Genomic DNA, 16,367 nt, shown 5'->3' with positions numbered 1-16,367 from the left:
AAAATTAAAGATCATTTAAAGCATCAGTAACCAGAGTAGTAATAATAGTGGCAATAGCACCAATAATAGCTGGATTCATGTTAAACACCTCCTTTGTGATATTATATATAAATTATAGACGGTAAAGATTACGAAACAAACAATTAACTTACGAATTAATGGTTATTTAAAGCATCAGTAATAATAACGGTAATAATTATACCAATAGCACCAATAATAACAGGATTCATATTGAACACCTCCTTTATAATTATGTATTAATTATAGTGTATACAGATTACGAAAAAAAATTGATTTTTACGAAAATGAAAGGAAAAAAGATAATAAATGAAAAATAAAAAGGCATTACTAGTATTTTCACATCAATTAACAGAAAATCAGGAAAAAGAATTAATTGAAGAATATGGAGTAAAAGAGATTGAAAGTTTGTCAGAAGAATTGCAAAATATATGGTCAAACGTTTCAATAAAGAAAGGTTATAAAGAAAATTTAGAAAAAATAAAAGAATTTGTTAAGGAAAATTTTAATAAAGGAGATATAATTTTAATACAAGGCAACTGGGGATATACTTATAATCTTGTGAAATGGTCAATAGAAAATGAATTAATCCCTGTGTACAGTTACACAGAAAGAAACGTTGAAGAAATAAAAGACGGTGAAACTGTAAAAAAAATCAGTTATTTCAAACATGTAAAATTTATTAAATACGAATAAAATCTACAAAATATCTAAAGTAATGTTAAAGAATTGTTTCAAAATTTTTGAAGCAATTTTTTTTTGAATTTCATAAATAGCAGTATAAAAATTATAACTACTATTGACTTTGGTTATTTTTTAGGCTATCCTTAGATAAAGTAATAAAAAGAGATAAAAATAAATATTTTAATAATTATTAACAAAGTAAATAATAAATTTTTAATTAATAAAATTAAAGAAAAATAAGAGTTTTTATATAATAATTAGTTAATTAAATATAAATGTTTTTGAAGAATTTTGAAAAATATAATAAGAAAGGATAAAAGACTATGGAACTATATATAACAGATTTAGGGACAATGGTGAAAAAAAGAGATGATTTGTTTGAGATAACGACGAGTGAGAAAAAAGTGGCTGTGGCTCCACAAAAAATAAAATCATTGGTGCTAGCAAAAGGGATATTTTTAACGACGGATGTAATAAAATTGGCAGTGGATAATAATATTGATATAGTGATTGTTGATGATTTTGGAAATCCATATGGAAGATTTTGGCAAAGTAAATTTGGATCGACGGCTAATATAAGAAGGAAACAACTGGAAATATTTGGTACTCAAAAAGGAGTTGAGATAGCAAAACAGATATTGATACAAAAGATTAAAAATTGTGCAGAACATTTGGAAGATTTGAAAATAAAAAGAGAATCGAAAAAGGAATTTTTAGATGAAAAAATAAAAGAAATGAAAAAATATATTTATCAAATTAAATTGGTGGAAGGGGATGTAAATGCAAAAAGAGGGACTTTGATGGGATATGAAGGGAATGCTGCGAAAATATACTATCAAACATTGTCAGAATTGATGCCAAAAGAATTTAAATTTGAAAAAAGAAGTATGCACCCTGCTCAAGATGAATTTAATGCAATGTTAAACTACGCTTTTGGAATATTATATAGTAAAGTTGAAAAAGCCTGTATAATAGCGGGCCTAGATCCTTATATTGGAATAATCCATACGGATAATTATGGAAAAAAATCGCTTGTTTTTGATATTATAGAAGGTTATAGACATTTAGCAAGTAGAACAGTATTTTCTTTGTTTACTCAAAAGAAAGTTCAGAAATATTTTTTTAAAAGAGAAGGAGAAGGAGTTACATTAGTAGGTGATGGGAAGAAAGTTTTGGTAGAAAGTTTTTATAACAGATTGGAAAAAAAGGTAAGGTATAATAACAGGAATATATCAAGTTTGGATAAATTACAATTTGAATGTCATGAATTGGCAAATCGTTTAATATCGAAATAAAATTATTAATAAATTATAATTGAATAAATTTAAAATACATTAAGTAGGTGATTGAAAATGATGACATGGTTTATATACGATATAACAGATGACAGAAATAGAAGCAGATTAATTAAGATAGCACAAAAGCATGGATTATACAGAGTTCAGAAGTCAGTATTTTTGGGAAATATAGAAAAGGACGAAATAGATCAGATTATAAAAGAAAGTAAAAAAGTTATCGATTTGCGAGAAGATTCGGTATACATTTTCCCAGTTTGTGAAGCGGATTATAAAAAGGCAACATTGCTAGGCTTGTCTTTTGAAGAGGACATTGTTAAAGATGAAAAGCCAGTATTATTTTTTTAAAAGAGGTGAATAAAGATGGAAGTTATTAAATCTCAAAAAATATCAACGTTTGAAGTTTTAGACTATATATATTGCCCTAGAATTATATATTATGAAGAAGTATTAAAAATATTTGGCAATAAAATGAATGACTTTAAAAAGGCGGAAGAAGAAAGAGTAGAAGAAAAAGGGAAAATAAATAGAAAGTGGATATGGGAAAGGTTAAAATTAAGAAAACAGGACATAAAAAACTTGGAACAATGGGAGAATAAAGAATTTAACAAAGAATTATATTCAGAAAAATATCATTTTTATGGAAAAATAGACGAAATACTTTATTTACAAGACGGAACAATAATCCCACTTTATTATCACAATTCCAAATATACCGCAAGAGAAGAAAACCGATATAAATATCTAATGGCAATGTTTTCTATGCTAATTGAAGAAAATTATAATATTAACTCTCAAAAAGGCTATATATTATTTTTAAATGGACATTCATTGAAAAAATTTGAATATACAAAAAAAGATTTTGAAAAAATAAAACAACAAATTTCCGAAATATTGGAACTAATAGAAACAGAACGATACCCGCTAGAAGTGGAAGGCGGAACAAAATGCAGAGACTGTTATTATAAAAAAATTTGTGGAAGGTAATCATTAAAAATATAAAAACAATGGGGAAAATAATCTTTTCAATAATATGAATTGTAACTAATTTTCTCTTTTTTATTTATAGTCGACTTTTGAGAATTAATAAATTAAAACGATATGTTTTTTAAAAGCAACATTTACAATTATAAATTTTTTTTAAAAAAACTTTGAAAAATCAAAAAAGTATGGTAAAATAAGTTTGTAGAAAAATTCCTACCACTACAGGAAATAAAAATGTTGAGAAAAATCCTCTCAAAACCAATAAAAATACATATTTGGAGTTACGGAAAATACTAAAAAAATAGCAAAAAACGATAAAAATTAATCAAAAAAATACGATTTTAATATCTGAAAAAATCTCTGTAGCACCTATAAATAAAGGATTTTCTTGAAAGTACGGGTTAAAGAAGTGAATCCATTAAAACAAGGATTGAAACAATTATTGAAATACTTCTGTTTTTTAATTCTATACTTAAGTTAAAGAAGTGAATCCATTAAAACAAGGATTGAAACATCATTTTCTACACTAGTTAAGATAATATCTGATAATATGTTAAAGAAGTGAATCCATTAAAACAAGGATTGAAACGTTTTTTATTTTGTAGAAGGTATTGTGGATAATCCACTTGTTAAAGAAGTGAATCCATTAAAACAAGGATTGAAACATACCCTTTATTGGGTCGTTATCCCAATAATAAGTATAAAGTTAAAGAAGTGAATCCATTAAAACAAGGATTGAAACTGACTAAAAAATATTATTATAGTAAACCGACATACAAATGTTAAAGAAGTGAATCCATTAAAACAAGGATTGAAACGTCCATGAATATACTAGATAACTTATTCTTAAGGTAAGTTAAAGAAGTGAATCCATTAAAACAAGGATTGAAACATTAAGACTTCTTGTAAATAGTAAATTTGCTACTGCGTTAAAGAAGTGAATCCATTAAAACAAGGATTGAAACCTGAAAATTATTCAAGATATCTGCTATAATTTTTTCAAGTTAAAGAAGTGAATCCATTAAAACAAGGATTGAAACCTGAAAATTATTCAAGATATCTGCTATAATTTTTTCAAGTTAAAGAAGTGAATCCATTAAAACAAGGAAAAAGATATTTAATCACAATTTATAGTTGTGATTTTTTTTTGAAAAAATTAAAAGATGTGGTATAATTACATTAATAATATTAGTTTAAATTAAAAAGAAATTAGTAATTCTATTTTTTAAAAATTAATAACACAGGAAATTAAATAGTGAAATGACAATAGAATATTCTTTTGTTGAAAAAATTAATAAATAAAAATGAGAGGAGAAAATAAATGAAAAATCCAAAATATATTTATGAGGTAGAATTAGAACAGATAACGCCTTATGTCAATGAAATAGATGGAGAAGGCAAGGATATTTTGAGACCAACAGAATTTAAACCTAGATTTGATAAATTTCTTATTAGAAAATATGAAGAAGCTAAAAAGGAAATTCCTAAAATTTTATTATTGAAGGTAAATGGAGAAAATAAAAAAGAAAATGAGAAAATATCATCGGAAAAAAAAGGAAAATCATTTGATTATAGTATGACCACTACAAGTGATGATCTAGAATATAAACAAAGAGAACCGTATAAAAAATTTATGACATCTGGCGGAGACGGATATCAGGTAAGAAAGAAAAATATAAAATTAAAAATGAGTTTCTTTTCTTTAAACTTAAAAATGATAGAAATAATAAAAGAAAATTTACCTGAATTTTTAGCAACAACGAATTTTGGAAAAAGAAAAAATAAATGTTTCGGTTCTTTCTATATCTCACAAGGAGATTCAAACTATAAAGATATAGATGAAATTGAAGTGTTGAAGGCTTATAAGTTTTTTAAAATTGGTACAGAAAATAAAGAATATCTAAAATTAAAAGAAGATAATATGGAAGAAATATTAAAAAATTTAGAATTTAAAGCAAAAACAAAAGAAAGAATTGTAAGTAAAGCGTTAATTCTTTTAAGAATAGATGGAGTAGGTAGAAATGAATCGTTAGGAGCAATGAAAATTTTAAAAACAAAAGATAATAAATACAGATTATACTTTATACCTAATTTCGAATTAATAAAAGAATTAATTGAAAAAGGTGAAATAAATAGAGGAAAAGTAACAAACACAGACATTGAAAGTGTTGGAAATCCAATTTATGAACCAGATGTATTTAGTTATGAAGAGTTTAATAAGTATATAAAAAGAATGAAAGGAGAGTAAAATCATGAAAATTGTAGGGATTACATTGGGTCCAATAGTGGAAACTATTTCAGAAAGTAGAAAAATTTATGAGATAGCAAATGCATCCGCCTTTTTTTCAACATTTATGTATGAATTTCTAAAAAAAATAAATGAGTCGAAAAAATATGAAATAATAACACCCTATTTTAGTTCTGAAGAAGAAAATAGTAAATTATATCCAGATCGAGCTATTTTAAAAGTGAAAATAGAAAAATCAGAAGAAGTTGAAGAAAAAGAAAAAAACAAAAGAATAATAAATGAAATCGAAGAATTTAAAGATGCAGCTTTTAATAAATTATTGAAAAAAATAAAAAATTCTGAAACTAAAAATAATGTTTTAAAAGATTTGGAAAATATAAATGAAATTGTAAAGAAAAATGAAAGTAAAGATTATAAGGATAATCGTGAAAAACAAATAGATTTACTAAAAGAATATATAAATTTCAATACTGTTTTAATGGATACTGAAAAAAATGAGGAAATAAAAAATATTTTTTCAAAATTAGATGGAATTGAATTAATTAAAAATTTTCCAATACAATATAATGAAAAAGAAATAAATGAAATTATAACAGACAGCTTATCAGAAAAAATCAAATTAAATGAGGAGAGTTTTTTAGTAAATGAAAATAATTACAGAGCAATTATTTTTCTTGATTTAGATAACATGGGAAACTTTTCTCAGGAAGAAATTGAAAAAATAAAAGATGTTTCATTTAAAATATATGAATATATTTCAAAATTAGAAAAATTTATAAAATCAAAAAAAGTGAATGGAAAATCACAAGGTTTGGTTTTATATTCAGCTGGTGACGATATTCTTACTATTTTGAATCCTAAATATATATTTGAATTTATTGAAAAAGCTTGTAGTTATTTGAAGGAATGTTTTGGAGATGAAAATAAGAAGTTAAGTGTATCTTTCGGAATATTTGTTTGTTATAAAAAGAATCCAATTAAAGAATCTATTGAAAGAGCTCATGATTTATTATTTTGTAATGCAAAAGAATTAAATAAAAAAAATTCAGCAGTCATATCAGTACAAAAACATAGTGGACAAAGTTTTGAATTTGTAATAAACGATTTAGTTAAAAATATGAAATTTAATGATAATAATATATTTTTTAATAAAATAAATAATTATTTAAAAAAATATACAGAGAATGGTAAAGTATACTCAAATGAGAAAGAGAAGTTATTAAATACAATTATTCAAAAAGTTTATATGAATAATTTTATTTTTAAAGAAATTATTAAAAATCCTGAGCAAATAGGATATTTTTTAGATAATTTATTCGATAGTAATAAAGAAAAAAGTACATTAATAAAAGATTTATATGAATTGTTGGTTTATATAGGAGAAGAAAATTTAGAAGAAAAATTTGAAATAAAATTAGAAAAAGTAAATTCATATTTTAAATTAATAAAATTTTATGAAGATAGAGGAGGAAAATAGAGTGGTGGAGTATTTTATAAAATTAAAACCATTAAATCCTTTTTATTTTGGAAGTACAAAAAGTTTTGATGATAATAAAGGTAGCAAAGATTACAAAAAACCATATTTTTTAAAAGGAAATTTGTATCCACAGCAAACTGCTATACTAGGAATGCTACGAAAAAAAATACTGGAAGATAATGGAATTTTAATAGAAAATGTGAAAAGAAATAATGAACAAAAAAATAGAGAAAAAGAATATATAGGAAAAATAACTAATGATTTATCGGAAAGTACATTTGGAAAAATAGAGAATATTAGTTCAGTACAGATTTATATTGAGGATAAACCGTATTATTATTATGAAGATAATAAAGAAGGAGAGGAAAGAGTTAAATTTTCCCAAAATAAAAATCTTACTAATAAAAATGGGGAAAAAAGATTATTAGAATACAGTCCAAAAAATTTCAGAGAGTACTTTAAAAATTTTGAAAGCAATAAGCGAAAAAGTAAAGACGAAGTATTTACAGAAGTTATAGAATTTGGAATAGATAAACAAAAAAAAGAAGGAGAAGATAACAGTTTATTTAAAAAACAAAGATGTTTATTTAAAGGAAAAGATGTTTATTTTGGATTTTATGCAGTTTTACAAGATGCTGGTATAAAAAATGGATTTGTTCAGTTAGGAGATAAGCACTCGATTTTCTATTTAGAAGTAGAAGAAAAAAAGAAAAAAGATATAGGAATTGCTGCAGATAAAGATAATAATCTGATGTTATTTACAAGTGATATGTATATAGAACAAGATGATTTGAATGAGTTGTTAAATTCAAGCGAAGGTATAATTCTTAAAAATAATAAATTTAAATTTATCAATGATAGCAATGAAAAATTTTATAAAAATAAGAAATCACAAAATTTAATAAAAAGAGGAAGTATTTTGATAAGTAATAAAAAAATTATTGATATTTTAGAAAATAAAAAATATGAAAATTATAAAAAAGTAGGATTTAATGATTATAAAATAATAAAAGGAGATGAATAATATGAAAACAAAATTATTTAAAATGCGTTTAGTTACAAATTTACATATGGGAAGTGGGGAAGCTAATTTTAATTTTATAGATAATCAGGTACAAAGAGACCCTATTACAGAGTATCCAAATATGCATTCTTCAGGTATAAAGGGTGCATTAAGGGAATTTTTTGGTGAAATTGAAAATAAGGACTATGTAAGGGAAATTTTTGGTTCAGAAAATGCTGAAAAAGAAGATAATAAACAAGGTAGCGTAAGTTTTATTGAAGGAAAGTTATTATCAATACCTGTAAGAAGTAATAAAAAATCGTATTTTATGGGAACAACTATAGAAATAATAAGAGAATATGTGGAATTCAGTAATTTATTTGGAAAAAATACTGAAAATTTGAAAGAAATAAAAGAAGAATTAGAAAAAATACATAAAAAACTAACTGAAGCAGGAAAAAAAGTTTGCGTATTAGGAAATGAAGAAAAAGGATTATTGATAGAAAGTTTTGAAAATAATGAAATAGATTTTTATGCTGAAAATGATGTATTAAGTAAAGTGTTGGGAATAAAAGATATTGTTGTAATAAAAGAAGAAAATTTTAAAGATGAAATTTCAAAAAGATTACCAGTAATAGCAAGAAATCAGCTAGAAAATGGTGTAAGTAAAAATTTATGGTATGAAGAAGTAGTGCCTAGGGAAACAGTATTTTATACAGGACTTGTTAATTCTCAAAATACAGATAAATTTGAAGATTTTTGTAAAAAATTAGAAGAAAATTTAGTTCAAATAGGAGCTAATGCTACAATTGGTTACGGTTTTACAAAATTTGAAGAGGTGAAATAGAATGAGTAGAAGAATAGAAAAATATTTTCCTGATATACTAAAAATGACAAAAAAAGAATTTGAAGAAGATATAAACAAAAATGGTATCCCTTCAGAATACAAAGGTTATATATCAACATTTGGGGCTATGGTTATTCAAAATGGATTAATACCGGCATTAGCTTATTTTGAAAAAACTGATGCAAATGAAAAAGGAAACAGAAAAAAGATAGCAAATATAGTAAAAGAATTCCTAAAAGTAAAAGGTGATATTAGAATAGATGATAAGAAAAAATTATGTCAATATTTAGCAGATGAAGTTCAAACTAAGAGAATGTCAAAGGATAAATTAAGAGAAATAGAAAATAAAGTAATAGATGTTGCAATTGCATTAAAATTAGCTTTGCGAACTTTCTTAGAAGAAAAATAGGAGGATATAATGGAGAAATATGGTATTAATTTAGGTTACTATTATATGAAATTAAGATTACAGGAATTTTATTTAAATAAAGAAAATAAACAGCAAACTCCTTTTAAAGTAGAAAAAAAAGTTGAAGATAATAGCCAAAAAAAATTAGAAGATTTAACAAATATTGATAAAATTTATCTTTCAGTAAACTATCCAGGATTATTAATTGGAACGGGTACAACTATTGAATACACACCATTTAATAAAGGTAAAAAAGGCAATGGTAACTATGATAATTTTAAAAATGGCCTTTCTTTTGATTATACAACTGGACTTCCATACATTCCAGGAAGTGGTATAAAAGGTGTAATTAGAGATTTTTTTCCAACTGAAATTGGAGATAAAAACGATTCAGAAGAAGAAAAATTAAAATATCAGGAACAAAATAATGCTAAAACAGAGCTAATAAATCAAATTTTAGAATCAAACTATACTTTAGAAGATATTGAGAGAATAGGGGAATCTATTTTTGAAGGAAGAAATTTTGAAAAGAAGGAAAATTTTGTAAAAGAAGAATATTTACCAATATTAAAAAGAGATAAATTTATTGAAGGGAGAATAATAGTCAATAATGACAAGCAAATAATTCTAGATAAAGATTATATTACACCACATAAAAAAATATTAGAAAATCCTGTTCCAATAAAGATTTTAAAAATAGTACCTAAAACAGAGATAGAAATTTTACTTCAATTAACCGAGACTAAGATATCTATTCCAGAGAAAAATGATATTGTTATAACAAAAGAACAAAAGAAAAAATTATTTACAGAAATTTTATTTTTAACAGGATTAGGTGCGAAGACAAATGTTGGTTATGGTCATTTTGATGAGGAAGAAAGTATTAAAATAACAAGAAAAAGAGAAGAAGAAGTTAAAAAGTTACTAGAAAAAGAAAAATTAGAAGTTCTAAAAAAAGAAAAAGAAGATATGAGTGATTTCAAAAAGTTTGTTTATGAATTTAAAAATGAATGGAATGATGAAACAAAAAAAGGAAAAGTTTCGGAAGTAGAGAAATTTGAAGGTGAGGAACAAAAAGAAATTGCAAATTTATTATTAGAAGTTCTAAAAAAAGAAAAAAAACATAGTAAAAAAACAGAAAAGAAAATAAAAAGATTAGAAGAAATTTTAAATTCCTAATACGGAGAAATAGGTATTTGTAAGTGAGGGGGAAAAAATGGAAAATCAAAAAGAAGAACAGCAAGAAAAATTGATATCAACTCATATTTTTATTTTACCTTTTAAGATATTAAATCTAGATAATATAAATAGAACAGAGTTACTTCTTAAAGAAAAAGAGAAATGGGAAGATTGTACAATTAATCCAGATGTAGAAAAATATTTAAATAAATATGCGAAGGAAGCACTATTTTCAAATTATGGGGATAGTGGTAATGATGACAAAGTAATAGAAAAAAGTTATAAAGATATTCAAAAGGGAATATATGAAATTTATTTTGAACATAATGATGAAAAGCTAGAAAAAAGTTTTAAAAAAGAATATTCACTAGAAATAGAAGATATAAAACTGAGATGTTTTGATACAAATATAGGCACATTATCATTTGTTTTAAATAATAGAAAGCATAATGAAATAGAAGATATTTTATATATAAATAATTTAGGAAGAAAATTATATAGAGCATACATAAAAGAAGAATGTCCAAAAATAAGTCTATATGATGCAAATAAAAGAGAAATAATAAGTCAGGATATTCATAATGCAGACATTATAAAGAAAACTGAAAAATTAAAAAATAATATAATTTCTTATTTTCTAAAAACAGAAAATATAGAAATCATACTAGATGATAGAATGTTTGTAATGTCTCATTATATTTCTGAAGTAAAAAAGGAAAAAGGAATAGAAGATTTTTTCTTTGAAGAAAAACCAATTGATGCATGGAGAAAATCTAAAAACTGGTATAAGTATATTTTTATAGATACTGGGGATCCAATGTGTCAAGATGAAAAAATGATGGAAGAGTTATTAGAAAAATCTACATATGTTCGTTGGAAGGATTATAAAACTTTATATGGAATTTCTAGATATTCATTTTCTGCTTGGTCAAGTAGCGATTTTATAAATGATCATATGAAAAATCATTACTTTCAACTGGTCTCTTTGGTAGTAGCTCAAAAAGCAACTATTATTTCTTTGAATGAAAAAATGAATAATTTAATCAATAGAATAATTAATGGAAAAGATGATGAAACTTATGAAAGTAATGAAGAAACAAAAGAATATTTAACTTATTTATCTAAAATGCATTTTTCTGAAATTACACAACAGGAGCAAGGGATAGAACTATATGATTTTTTTCAAAAACAAATGAGAATAAAGGAATTGTTAGAAGAATTAGATTTGAAGATAAAAACTTTAAATGAAAAGTTAGAGAGAGATAGTGATAAGAGAGATGAAGAAAGAGAAAAACAAAACCAAAATAAAATAGAAAAATATGGGATGATATTTGCAATAGTTGGTTTATTTGCTGGTGGAATTTTTGAGATTAATTTTGATAAAAAAATAAGTGAATGGATATTTGCTTTTTTACTAATAGTTTTTATAATAGTAGCAACAAAATTAATTAATACAGGTAATGCAGATAAAGCTATAGAAAAAATATCAGAATTTTTAAATGTTTTGAAAGGTAAGAAAAATGATAGAAAAAAGTAGATGGATTGAAAAATTTGAAAGTGAATTAGAAAGAAGGAAAGTTTTTTGCCTATATGGAAGCATAGATGATGACTATTTTTACAAGGAAAGTACTTGCAATATAAATGAGTTTTTTGAAAAAAAATTTGGAGATGATCTGTTTATTTTTTTTGGAACTGACTATTTTGAAAAAATAATAGAAAGTGAAGAACAGCAAGGTGAAGAAAATGATTTAACAGATGGAATATTTTTAAATACAAGAGTTGATTTTTTAAAAAATATTCAAAAATTAGAAAATTTAAGTGAAAAAAATATAATTATTAAAGATCCAAAATTATTTTTTGGAGATGCTTCATGTTATGATTATTCATATACTTTAAGATATTTTTTGGAATATATTAACTCGGAAGAAAATGATAAAAAAATAATATTTATATCTGAAACTTTAGGAGATTTTCCTGAAAAACTGACTGTTAATAATCCATATGTCTCAACAATTTATATAGATTATCCGGAAGAAGATGAAAGAGAAACATACATTAAAGATATTTTGAATTTCTTTTCTTTGAGAGAAAAAACAGGAGAAGATTCTGATTCTATAAAAGAAGATTTCAATATTTTTGTGAAAATAACTGGAAAAAGAAAATTAAAGGAAGTATCAAATATTTTCCAAAAAGCAGAGGAAACAAAAACAATTTTTGATTCTGAAAAAAGTATAAAAGATATAGTTAATGACTATGATTTTGGAGAAAAAAAATCTCCTTGGATAAATTTAAAAAATAGTACAATAAAAAGATTAGAAGAGAAGTTAAAAAAAAGAGTTAAAGGACAAAATGAAGCTATTGAATTTGTAAAAAAAGTAATTTACAGAGCAAAGCTAAATTTAAATGGTGTTATGCAACCATATAGTACGAAACCAACTGGAGTTATGTTTTTTACTGGTCCTTCAGGAGTTGGGAAAACTGAACTGGCAAAAACACTTACAGAGTGTATTTTTGGAGATGAAAGTTCTTTTAAAAGATTTGATATGAGTGAATATAAAAGTGCAGAAAGTATAAATAAATTAATTGGTTCTGATCCGGGATATGTTGGATACAATGAAGGAGGACAGTTAACTAACTGGATTATGTCAAACCCATATTCTGTAATTTTATTTGATGAAATAGATAAAGCAAATGTAAAAATATGGGATACATTTTTACAAATATTGGAGGATGGAAGGTTAACTGATAATAAAGGAAATACAGGATATTTCACAGAATCAATAATTATATTTACCTCTAATATAGGAAATGCAGAGTTTGATGAAATAGCTGAAAAAAATCCTAAAAAACACTATTTAGATGCTTTAAATAAATATTTTGAAAAAGAAGTTGGAAGAGTTGAAATTCTAAATAGATTTGGTGATAATAAAATAGTATTTAATCATATAAGTAACGATGTATTTGAAGAAATTATTGAAACTAAGCTTGAAATAGTAATAAAAAATATGAAAAAAAGAATAAAAAATTTAGAATTAGAAATAGAAAATATTGAAGAAATGAAACAATTTTTTATGAGAAAATTAGAAACTTCAAAAAAATTTGGTGCAAGATTAGTAAATACTCTAATAGAAAATTATTTTATAAATGAATTTTCTATATTTTATACTGAAAAAAATGATAATAAAAATAGAATTATAGCTTTTGTCAATGATGAAAAGGTTGAATTTAGATGTTAATAAATATTGCAAAAATAGATAAAAACTGTAAAGTTTTAGGTCCTGGAAAAAGATATATAATCTGGGTACAGGGCTGTTTTTTCAATTGTAAAGGATGTTATAATACAGAATACCAATCATTTGAAAAAAAAATATTAATTGATACAGAAAAAATAATAAATGATATTTTATCATTAAAATCAAATATAGAAGGAGTTACATTTTTAGGCGGAGAACCTTTATTACAAGCAAAGCAGCTTGCACTAATAGCTCAAAAATGTCAAGAGAATAACTTATCGGTTCTATGTTATACAGGTTTTGAATATGAAAATTTAAAAAAGGATAAAAATGAAAATGTAGAAGAACTTTTTAAATATATTGATGTTTTAATTGATGGACTTTATATAGAAAAATTAGCTATAAATAGAGAATTTAAAGGATCTTCCAATCAGAAAATTATTTATTTTACAAATAGATACAGCAAAAAAGATTTTGATGTTGAAAATTCATACGAAATAGAAATAAGTAAGAATAGTATACAGATAAAGGGGTTTTATAAATGATAAAAAAAGCTGAGAAAGATATTTATATCCAATATCTAGGTGGAGCTTCAGAAATTGGGGCTACATCTATATTTCTATATTGGAAAGGTGAAAAAATTCTAATAGATTCAGGAGCAAGACGAACAAAAGATAAATATCCTATTTTTGAAGAAATTAGTGATGATATAGATTTGTTTATACTTACACATTTACATTCAGATCATGTAGGTTCTTTAATGGAATGTGAAAATCAATTAAATTTAAAAAGAATGATAACAGTTCCAGATAACAAAGATATGTTGAAGATTGCTTTGGAAGATTCACAAATAATATTAAAAAGAAATTTAGAAAAAGAAAAAATAGAAAATAGAAAACAAGAAATAGAAAAAAAATTAGAAATATATTCTGATGAAAATATAGATAGAGTTGTAAAGAAAATGGAGACAAATGATTTTTATAAATCTATTTATATAGGAAAAATAAATTTAAAAATAACATTTTACAAAACATCTCATTTATTAGGTTCATTAGGAATTTTATTTGAAGATGGGAATTATACGTTATTTTTAACTTGTGATTTTACTGAATCTAAAAAATTTTTCCATCAAAAAACAGAATTTATTTCAAAACTTAAAGATAAAAAAATAGATACAATGATAACAGAAACAACTTATGGAAAAAATGATGAAAGCGATGAAGTACTTAAAGAGAAAACATTGACAGATTTATCGTATGGAATAAACAAAATATTTGAAAATGAAGGAAATGTTCTTATTCCTTGTTTTGCATTAGGAAGAATGCAGGAAGTAATTTCTGCAATTTTAAGATTAATTTTAGAAGGTAAAATACCAAGAGATACAAAAATTTACTTACATAATAGTTCAAATTCTTTAGGAATAAAATATACTGAAAAATATTTAGAGCAATCTTTAGATATTTTAGCAGAAGAGTTGACAATAGATGGAAAAGATTATTTTAAAATTTTAAATAAGGGACAAAATCAAAGTAAAAGTTTAATTGAAAATTTACAAAAAAAATTAAATTTAGAAAGATATAATCCAAAAGAAATTGCTAGTGAATTTACTAAAAAAGCTAATAAAGCAATTTTTCTTATTCAACCAGGGATGTTATCTTTTTTAAATGAAGAACCTAATGATAATACGAAATTGGCTTTAGATATAATGCATGGAAATAAACATGGTATAATTTTTGTAGGTTATCAGGCACCTAATACGGTAGGTGGAAAAATTCAGAATACAAACTATTTGGAGTCTATGACAATTGGAGGGAGAACTTATAAAAAAAATAATAGAAATATATATAAAGTTACATTTCCAGGACACGCAAGTGTAAGAGGTGTAATAGATTTAGTAAAAAAACTAAATCCAGAAAATGTTATGTTAGTTCATGGAGAGTTGGAAGCGAGTAAAAGTGTAGCAAAAGGGATAAAAGATAAAATGGTGTTTATTCCAGAAATTGATGAAAAAGTTTACTTAGTTGATAATGGAGTAAAAAAATTTTTTAGTATGCAGCATAAATTTTCTAGAATAATAATAGATACAGATAATGAATATAAATTGGATTCAGAAGAGGCTAATATTTTAGAAAACGAAAAATATGATAATTATCCTATTATAAAATTATTTAAAAGTAAAAATATAGGCAACATTCAAAGAGAATTATTGCATTTTGAATTTATTATATCTGAAAAAAATAAAGAATTTTTTGAAAAACTAGTACAGGAATTAAAAAACATGGAAATAAGTTCTAATATAAACTATTATAATAATAAAATAACAATGATGGAAGATTTAGCAATGCTAATTTCAGATACCAATGAAAAATCAAATATATATTTAATTAGTACACTTTTTGAATTTATTGAAAAAATTGTAGTTCTTTCACAAATGACAGGAACATATTTATATATGTATAATAGGAATACTTTCGATTTAATTCCAAATTTACCTTTTGATATTTTAGAAAGCGCAGAAGATAATTTAAGAGAAAAATATAGAACACCAGAGATAAGAGCATTAATTCGTAAATTAAAATATTATCATCAAGTAAATAAAAGAAAAAAAATAATAGAACAAAAACTTTCTGAAAGACCAAATTATGATGTTTCAAATGGAATTTATAAAAGAAATATCTTCTATCATTCAGATAATTCATTATGGGGAGATATAGATCATATTTATGAGATAAAGTCAAAAGAAGTTGTAAAAGATTTAGAGTTTATATATTCTAAATTGAATGAAAAAATTGAATCAATTCATATGTTGAATTATATATTTTCTTATAAAGAAAATAAAATTTATAGAGAAATTTTAGGTATTCAAAAAAATGAAATATTTGGAAAGTATTATTTGGAGAGTGGGATACAATATTTTAAGATAGTAGTAAAAAGAAATGAAAAAATGAAAGAAATTATAAACAAAATAGAAAAATATAAAGAATTATAAG

14 protein-coding genes and 1 CRISPR repeat array are annotated in these 16,367 nt (G+C 23.8%); all 14 genes read left to right on the top strand.

All coding sequences use genetic code 11. From position 1 onward, the window contains the following. Positions 1-327 precede the first annotated feature (327 nt). The 14 genes from csx20 (at position 328) to ACZ5B9_RS07790 (ending at position 16,366) form a co-directional block, all read left to right on the top strand. Positions 328-714 carry a CRISPR-associated protein Csx20 gene (gene csx20 / locus ACZ5B9_RS07855; protein WP_464422103.1) on the top strand — a complete coding sequence of 129 codons (387 nt, stop codon included), beginning with the start codon at positions 328-330 and terminating at the stop codon, positions 712-714. A gap of 311 nt (positions 715-1,025) precedes the next feature. Then, on the top strand, positions 1,026-1,997 hold the full coding sequence (gene cas1 / locus ACZ5B9_RS07850; RefSeq protein ID WP_464422102.1) for a CRISPR-associated endonuclease Cas1: 972 nt from the start codon (positions 1,026-1,028) through the stop codon (positions 1,995-1,997). A gap of 57 nt (positions 1,998-2,054) precedes the next feature. Next, positions 2,055-2,345, top strand: a complete 291-nt coding sequence (cas2, locus tag ACZ5B9_RS07845; protein ID WP_464422101.1) for a CRISPR-associated endonuclease Cas2 — start codon at positions 2,055-2,057, stop codon at positions 2,343-2,345. Between the two features lie 15 nt (positions 2,346-2,360). Then, the gene (gene cas4, locus ACZ5B9_RS07840; protein ID WP_464422100.1) at positions 2,361-2,984 is read left to right on the top strand and encodes a CRISPR-associated protein Cas4; all 624 of its coding nucleotides are present in this window, start codon (positions 2,361-2,363) and stop codon (positions 2,982-2,984) included. Positions 2,985-3,381: 397 nt separating this feature from the next. Beyond that, a CRISPR array of direct repeats spans positions 3,382-4,096; the repeat unit is 37 nt; unit sequence GTTAAAGAAGTGAATCCATTAAAACAAGGATTGAAAC. A 206-nt stretch (positions 4,097-4,302) separates the two neighbouring features. Next, positions 4,303-5,229 (top strand): hypothetical protein, encoded by a 927-nt coding sequence (locus tag ACZ5B9_RS07835; RefSeq protein ID WP_464422099.1) that lies wholly within the window; start codon positions 4,303-4,305, stop codon positions 5,227-5,229. A 4-nt stretch (positions 5,230-5,233) separates the two neighbouring features. Further along, entirely contained in the window at positions 5,234-6,706 is a 1,473-nt protein-coding gene (locus ACZ5B9_RS07830) for a Cas10/Cmr2 second palm domain-containing protein (RefSeq protein ID WP_464422098.1), read from the top strand. 1 nt (position 6,707) lies between these two features. Further along, positions 6,708-7,730: a hypothetical protein gene (locus tag ACZ5B9_RS07825; RefSeq protein ID WP_464422097.1), complete on the top strand. Its 1,023-nt coding sequence runs from the start codon at positions 6,708-6,710 to the stop codon at positions 7,728-7,730. 1 nt (position 7,731) lies between these two features. After that, positions 7,732-8,556 (top strand): type III-B CRISPR module RAMP protein Cmr4, encoded by an 825-nt coding sequence (gene cmr4 / locus ACZ5B9_RS07820; protein ID WP_464422096.1) that lies wholly within the window; start codon positions 7,732-7,734, stop codon positions 8,554-8,556. 1 nt (position 8,557) lies between these two features. After that, positions 8,558-8,965 carry a type III-B CRISPR module-associated protein Cmr5 gene (cmr5, locus tag ACZ5B9_RS07815; RefSeq protein WP_464422095.1) on the top strand — a complete coding sequence of 136 codons (408 nt, stop codon included), beginning with the start codon at positions 8,558-8,560 and terminating at the stop codon, positions 8,963-8,965. Positions 8,966-8,974: 9 nt separating this feature from the next. Continuing rightward, positions 8,975-10,144 carry a type III-B CRISPR module RAMP protein Cmr6 gene (gene cmr6 / locus ACZ5B9_RS07810; RefSeq protein ID WP_464422094.1) on the top strand — a complete coding sequence of 390 codons (1,170 nt, stop codon included), beginning with the start codon at positions 8,975-8,977 and terminating at the stop codon, positions 10,142-10,144. A gap of 37 nt (positions 10,145-10,181) precedes the next feature. After that, positions 10,182-11,681: a hypothetical protein gene (locus ACZ5B9_RS07805; protein ID WP_464422093.1), complete on the top strand. Its 1,500-nt coding sequence runs from the start codon at positions 10,182-10,184 to the stop codon at positions 11,679-11,681. Beyond that, positions 11,665-13,380 (top strand): AAA family ATPase, encoded by a 1,716-nt coding sequence (locus ACZ5B9_RS07800; RefSeq protein ID WP_464422092.1) that lies wholly within the window; start codon positions 11,665-11,667, stop codon positions 13,378-13,380. The genes ACZ5B9_RS07805 and ACZ5B9_RS07800 overlap by 17 nt, the downstream gene beginning before the upstream one ends. After that, complete coding sequence (locus tag ACZ5B9_RS07795) at positions 13,374-13,922, top strand: 4Fe-4S single cluster domain-containing protein (RefSeq protein ID WP_464422091.1); 549 nt, start codon at positions 13,374-13,376, stop codon at positions 13,920-13,922. Before ACZ5B9_RS07800 ends, ACZ5B9_RS07795 begins: the two co-directional genes overlap by 7 nt. Further along, positions 13,919-16,366, top strand: coding sequence for an MBL fold metallo-hydrolase (locus ACZ5B9_RS07790; RefSeq protein WP_464422090.1), 2,448 nt, complete (start codon positions 13,919-13,921; stop codon positions 16,364-16,366). Before ACZ5B9_RS07795 ends, ACZ5B9_RS07790 begins: the two co-directional genes overlap by 4 nt. Position 16,367: the final 1 nt, after the last annotated feature.

Source organism: Leptotrichia sp. SK-5, from assembly GCF_055387215.1.
This window is presented reverse-complemented; position numbering and strand designations above follow the sequence as displayed.

What these genes read in the sequence shown, in the direction of transcription:
- ACZ5B9_RS07835 (WP_464422099.1), top strand. Translation starts at nt 4,303, where the DNA reads ATGAAAAATCCAAAATATATTTATGAGGTAGAATTAGAACAGATAACG.
- ACZ5B9_RS07790 (WP_464422090.1), top strand. Translation starts at nt 13,919, where the DNA reads ATGATAAAAAAAGCTGAGAAAGATATTTATATCCAATATCTAGGTGGA.
- ACZ5B9_RS07805 (WP_464422093.1), top strand. Translation starts at nt 10,182, where the DNA reads ATGGAAAATCAAAAAGAAGAACAGCAAGAAAAATTGATATCAACTCAT.
- ACZ5B9_RS07830 (WP_464422098.1), top strand. Translation starts at nt 5,234, where the DNA reads ATGAAAATTGTAGGGATTACATTGGGTCCAATAGTGGAAACTATTTCA.
- cas2 (WP_464422101.1), top strand. Translation starts at nt 2,055, where the DNA reads ATGATGACATGGTTTATATACGATATAACAGATGACAGAAATAGAAGC.
- cmr6 (WP_464422094.1), top strand. Translation starts at nt 8,975, where the DNA reads ATGGAGAAATATGGTATTAATTTAGGTTACTATTATATGAAATTAAGA.
- csx20 (WP_464422103.1), top strand. Translation starts at nt 328, where the DNA reads ATGAAAAATAAAAAGGCATTACTAGTATTTTCACATCAATTAACAGAA.
- cmr5 (WP_464422095.1), top strand. Translation starts at nt 8,558, where the DNA reads ATGAGTAGAAGAATAGAAAAATATTTTCCTGATATACTAAAAATGACA.
- cas1 (WP_464422102.1), top strand. Translation starts at nt 1,026, where the DNA reads ATGGAACTATATATAACAGATTTAGGGACAATGGTGAAAAAAAGAGAT.
- cas4 (WP_464422100.1), top strand. Translation starts at nt 2,361, where the DNA reads ATGGAAGTTATTAAATCTCAAAAAATATCAACGTTTGAAGTTTTAGAC.
- ACZ5B9_RS07800 (WP_464422092.1), top strand. Translation starts at nt 11,665, where the DNA reads ATGATAGAAAAAAGTAGATGGATTGAAAAATTTGAAAGTGAATTAGAA.
- ACZ5B9_RS07795 (WP_464422091.1), top strand. Translation starts at nt 13,374, where the DNA reads ATGTTAATAAATATTGCAAAAATAGATAAAAACTGTAAAGTTTTAGGT.
- cmr4 (WP_464422096.1), top strand. Translation starts at nt 7,732, where the DNA reads ATGAAAACAAAATTATTTAAAATGCGTTTAGTTACAAATTTACATATG.